Genomic DNA, 4,990 nt, shown 5'->3' on the forward strand with positions numbered 1-4,990 from the left:
GCCGAGGAGCGCCAGCCCCTTGGCCCCGTTCTGTTTGAGGACGTCCATCACGGTGACGACGTTGCCCAGACGCACATCGGCCTCGGGCACCACGATCACGGTGCGATCCGCGCTGGCCGCGAGCCGCTCGCGGGCGAGGCGGCCGAGTTCGGGCAGATCGACGTGGCGGCCGTCGACCTGGATGCTGGCCGCCGTGACCAGCACCGTCAGCTTGTCCTCGGCGCTGTTTTCCCTGCGGACGACGGACTCCGACTTCGCCGCGCGCGTGGCGTTGACCTGGATGCCCGACCACATCAGGGCCGGCATCGTCAGCAGGAAGACGACGATCAGGGTCGTCACCACGTCGGCGAGGGGAACGATGTTCGCCTCGGCGATGCCGGGCAGCGGCGCTCGGCGCTGGCGAGCCATCACTGCACCGGCCGGCTGTTGACGTACTTCCAGAAGTCGTTGCGCGCGTCCTCGGCGTCCGTGGCCCGCACGCGGATCGTGCGCGTGAAGTAGTTGTAGCAGACGGTCGCGATGACGGCGATCACGATGCCGGCGGCCGTCGTCAGGAGGGCCTCGGAGACGCCCATGGCGATCACCGAGGAGCCGCCGCTGCCCGTGATGGCGATGTCGCGGAAGGCGCGGATGATGCCGACGACCGTGCCGAAGAGACCGAGCAGGGGCGCGATGTTGGCCAGCGTGCCCAGGATGACCAGGTTCTTCTCGAGCTTGATCTGCTCCTTCTCGATCTCGGTGTCGAGGATCTGATCGACCTGCTCGCGCCCGGCGCTCAGATTCTCCACCGCGGCGGCCATGATGCGGCCCAGGGACCCGCTGCCCTGTTCGCAGTAGCGGGCGAACTCGCCGAGTTGGTTGCGCGAGAGATGCTTGCGCATCGTCGCCTTGAAATCGCGCGCCGAGTAGCGCGTGCGCAGGAAGTAGATCCAGCGCTCGAGCGCGAAGGTGACCACCACGATGCTGCACGCGATGAGCACGAGCATCGTCTGGCTCTTGAAGAACATCACCATCATGTTGTTGTCCGTGAGCATTCCCACTCCTTTGCGGATCCTTCCGGGCTCTAGTTGGCGCCCGCTTGTTGCAGTTCCTGGTCCAGGGCGCTGATGCGTTCGCGAGCGAGCGCCGCCCACTCGGCGTTGTGGGGGTTCTCGGCGATGCGCCGATAGGCCTGGCGCGCGGCCGCCAGGACGCCCGCTTCCTCCTGCAGCGAGGCGATGCGAGCCAGCGCGGCGATGCCGTGGTCGTCGGCCAGGGCGCCCGGAGCGTCGGCGGCGGTCTGGTAGGCCGCGAGGGCCTCCTCGCCGCGACCGAGCTTGCTCAGGGCCTCACCGCGCTGGTAGTGGATCAGCACGAGAGGCGCGCCGGGCTGGGTGGCCAGGGCCTCGCAGCGGGCGAGGGCGCCGGCGGCATCGCCCGTCTCGTTCAGGCAGACGTCCGCCATCTGGAGTTCCAGTTCGAGCCGCCGCTCGTGCGCGGGGTAGCGCTTGAGGAAGTCCTCGCCGTTGCTGAGAAAGCTGCCCCATTGTTCGAGTTGCCGGTAGCAGAGGCCGGCGTTGAACAGACCCAGGGGGGCGAGCGCGTCGTCCGGGTACTGGTCGGCGAGGACGAGGAAGTGACCGGCGGCCTCGCTGTACTTCTCCTGGGCGAAGAGGAGGTGTCCTGCCTTGAGCAGCGCCGCCGCGACGAGGGGGCGGTCCGGGTAGGTGGCCGTGAAGTTCTCGAAGCAGGCGCGGGCACCCTCGAGGTCGCCGAGGGCGAAGCGCGACTCGGCCAGGTAGAAGAGAGCGTCCGGGGCGACCTCGGCGTTGGGGTAGCGCAGCGTGATCGCCTCCAGGCGCTGGGCCGCCTCGGCGTAGCGCTGCGCGCGGAAGGCCTCGCTGCCCTGCTCCCAGAGCACTTCCGCCGCGAAGCTGGCGTCGGGGTTCTGCTCGACGTAGGCGAGCAGGTCCCGGCCGCTGCGCAGGAAGCAGGCCTGGACGGCCTGCTGGGCGTCCAGCGCCCGCAACCCCGCCGGGTGCGCCGTCAGGTAGGCCGTGAAGAGCGTGGCCGCTCCGTCGTAGTCGCCTTCGTTGTAGACGCAGTTCGCCTGGTTGAAGAGCGCCTCCTCGGCGGCCGGCACGTCCGGATAGCGCGCCGCGAGGTCCGCGTAAGCGGCCCGCGCCTCGCCGTAGCGCTGGAGCCCGAAGAGGGTGTCGGCGAGCTTGCCCAGCACGGCCGGCAGGTCGGCGTAGTCCGGGTGCTCGTCGATCAGGCGGCGCCAGCGCGCCACGGCGTCTTCGTAGTACTGGAGGGCGTAGAGGCACTCGCCCGACTGGTAGAGTGCCTGCGCGCACTCGACGCCGGTGGGCTGCGTCGCGAGGAACTCGTCGTAGAGCGCAAGAGCCTGCTTGTGATCCTTGCGATTGAAGTGCATGCCCGCGGCCGCCAGGGCGTTGGCCGGATTCGCGCCCGCCTCGTTGCTGATGACCAGCAGGTAGCGCTCCTGCTCGAGGGCCGCCTTCTGGTCGTCGCCGAGCTGGCTGTAGCTGGCCGTCATGCCCTGGAGAGCGTAGGGCGCGGCGTCGCTGAAGGGGTAGTCGTTCAGCACGAGGCGGTAGAGGTCGGCCGCGTCCTGGTAGAGGCCGAGCGCGAAGTAGCTCTCCGCGATCAGGTAGTAGGTGTGCGCGCGCCAGGGATTGGGCGTCGGCAGGAGGCGCCGCGCGAAGTGGCGGTAGTTCGTGACGATGCGGTTGTGGTCGCCCTCCTGGTGGTAGGACCAGGTGAGCAGGAAGAGCGCCTTCTCGCCGAGATCGCTGCCGGCCGACTGGTCGAGCAGCTTGCCGAGCAGGGTGCGGGCGGGCTCGAGGTTGCCCAGCTCGATCTGATCCAGCGACTGGAGGAGCTGCACGCGGCCGGCCAGGGGATCGCCCGGGTAGCGATCCATGAACATGTGCCCGAGACCGATGCTCTGGTTCCAGTTCTCGCCCAGCGCGTAGTGATGGATCATCTTGAAGAGTGCGCTCGAACTGGTGAGACCGCTGGGGAAGGCGCTGAGGATGGCGCTGAACGCATGGTCCGCCTCGCTCTCCCGGCCGAGCTGGAAGTAGGAGAGGCCCTGGAGCATGAGCACCTTCTCGCGCAGCGGATCGGCGGCGGGCGCGTCGGCGAGGAGGGCCGTGAGGCTGTCCAGCGCGCGCGCGTAGTCCTCGTCGTGGTAGAGAATGGTCGCCAGCTTGAAGCGGGCGGCGAGCGCGTGCGGGCTGTCCGGGTGGGCGGCGAGGACGTCCTCGAAGGCGCTGCGCGCGAGCTGGCGCTGGCCGGAGCGCAGGAAGCTCTCGGCGATGGCGAAGCGCACGTCCTCGGCGAGCGCGGTCTGCGGGTAGCGCACGAGGAGCTGGCGGAACTGCTGGATGGCCTTGAGGTGCTGGCCCTCCTCGGCCAGGGTGCGCGCCGTGTAGTAGCGCGCCCGCTCCGACTCCACCTGCTGGAACTGGGCGCGGGCCGCCGCGAGCTCGCCGCGCTGGTAGTGGTAGAGGCCGTAGGCGAAGCGCAGCTCGGGCCGCTCACCGTAGCGCGGCCAGGCGGCGACGAGGCGATCGGCGGTGACCTTGAAGTCCTCCCATTCGCCGAGGGCCACCCAGGTCTGGGCGAGCGCGAGCTGAGCGTCGCGGGCAAGGTAGCCGCCCTCGCCGCCCGCGACGGCCCCGAAGTGCTGCGCGGCGCGCGTGAAGTCGGCGAGCGCGAAGGCGCACTGGCCCCGCCGCAGTTCGGCGGCGGCGCGCAGGATGGGCCTGGCGCCCGCAGCGCCGGGCACGCGCGCGAGTTCGGCATCGGCCGCCTTGAGATCGCCCAGCCGCCAGAGACACTCGGCGGCCATGTAGCGCGCCCGCGCAGCGTGCTCCGAGCTCTCGAACTTCTGGCAGACCGCCCGGTAGGCGTCCACCGCCGCCATGCTCGGCCCGTCCCGCTGCAGGAGCAGATCGGCGGCGTCGATCAGCGCGCCCGCCGTCTCCTGCGCACGCGCGGGCAGGGCCGGCGCCCAGAGGGCGAGGACGAGCGGCAGGAGTCCTTTCCACATGGAGCGCACCTCAGTTCACCTCGAGCTGGACAGGAGTCTTCAGGGCGGGGTCGTAGTCGCGGATCTCGACGGCGATCTCCTGCGCCCAGGGGGTCCCGTATTCGTCCTGGACGACGACGAGGACGCGATAGTTGCCGGTCGAGACGAGGCGGCCGCTGTCGTCGCGGCCGTCCCAGGTGTAGGTCGCCGGCGGCTCCTTGCTGCCGCGCGCGCCGTGGACGGGCTTGCCCTCGCCATCGAGGATGCTCAGCTCCCAGCCCTTCGCCCGGCCGCGCAGCTGGCTCTTCAGCTTCAGCTCGACCTGGCTGCGCTCGCCGCTGGGCGAGAAGCGCGTCGCGTCGCTGCGCAGGCTGATGCCCGTGGCGATGCCGAAGCGCCAGGTGAGGCTGAGCCGGTGGGAGAGGCCGAGCGGCGTGTCGGCGATGGCGTAGTCCAGCTGCCAGGGACCGTTGCGGTAGCCGCCGCCGGCGCCGTAGCTGCCGCGCTGGGTGTCCCAGCCGCTGCGCAGCGCGAAACCGCCGGGCACCCAGAGCTCGCTACCGGCCTGGAGGACGACGGGCGCGTCGCCGACGCGCACGAGGTCGAGAGTCGTCAGGCAGCGGCCGTTCTGCAGGTGGAGCGCGCCGCCCGCCCGCAGGGTGAGCGGGAAGGTCTCCGGGGTCTGGTGGAGCGTGAGTTTGGGCGGCAGCAGGTTCTGCATCAGGAGGCCGAAGCTGAAGAGGCGGTGCGGGCGGTTGAAGACGGCCAGGTCGATGCCCGAGCCGCTCGCGCTGTAGCCGGCGATCTGCTGGTTCACGTTGCGGTAGCTCGCGGCGAGGCTGAGGCTGCCGAAGCGGCGGGCGAAGCTGATCTGGATGGCGTTCTGCTGTTCGTCGAAGGTCTCGTCGCTGTCGGCAAGCAGGCTGCTGCGCTCGTAGGCGCCGGAGCGCG

General features: G+C 70.4%; 4 protein-coding genes. All 4 read right to left on the bottom strand.

Features of this window, described 5'->3' with window-relative positions; all coding sequences use genetic code 11:
* A partial coding sequence (locus FJ251_13370; protein ID MBM4118697.1) for a biopolymer transporter ExbD occupies positions 1-408 on the bottom strand: 408 nt, incomplete at its 3' end.
* Positions 408-1,034 (bottom strand): MotA/TolQ/ExbB proton channel family protein, encoded by a 627-nt coding sequence (locus tag FJ251_13375; GenBank protein MBM4118698.1) that lies wholly within the window; start codon positions 1,032-1,034, stop codon positions 408-410. The genes FJ251_13370 and FJ251_13375, both read right to left, overlap by 1 nt.
* Before the next feature lie 29 nt (positions 1,035-1,063).
* The gene (locus FJ251_13380; protein MBM4118699.1) at positions 1,064-4,060 is read right to left on the bottom strand and encodes a tetratricopeptide repeat protein; all 2,997 of its coding nucleotides are present in this window, start codon (positions 4,058-4,060) and stop codon (positions 1,064-1,066) included.
* 10 nt (positions 4,061-4,070) lie between these two features.
* The coding region (locus tag FJ251_13385) for a hypothetical protein (protein ID MBM4118700.1) at positions 4,071-4,990 on the bottom strand (920 nt) is incomplete at its 5' end.

The sequence above is a fragment of the bacterium genome, assembly GCA_016873475.1.
Classification (GTDB): Bacteria; Krumholzibacteriota; Krumholzibacteriia; order JACNKJ01; family JACNKJ01; genus VGXI01.

What these genes read in the sequence shown, in the direction of transcription:
- FJ251_13380 (MBM4118699.1), bottom strand. Translation starts at nt 4,060, where the DNA reads ATGTGGAAAGGACTCCTGCCGCTCGTCCTCGCCCTCTGGGCGCCGGCC.
- FJ251_13375 (MBM4118698.1), bottom strand. Translation starts at nt 1,034, where the DNA reads ATGCTCACGGACAACAACATGATGGTGATGTTCTTCAAGAGCCAGACG.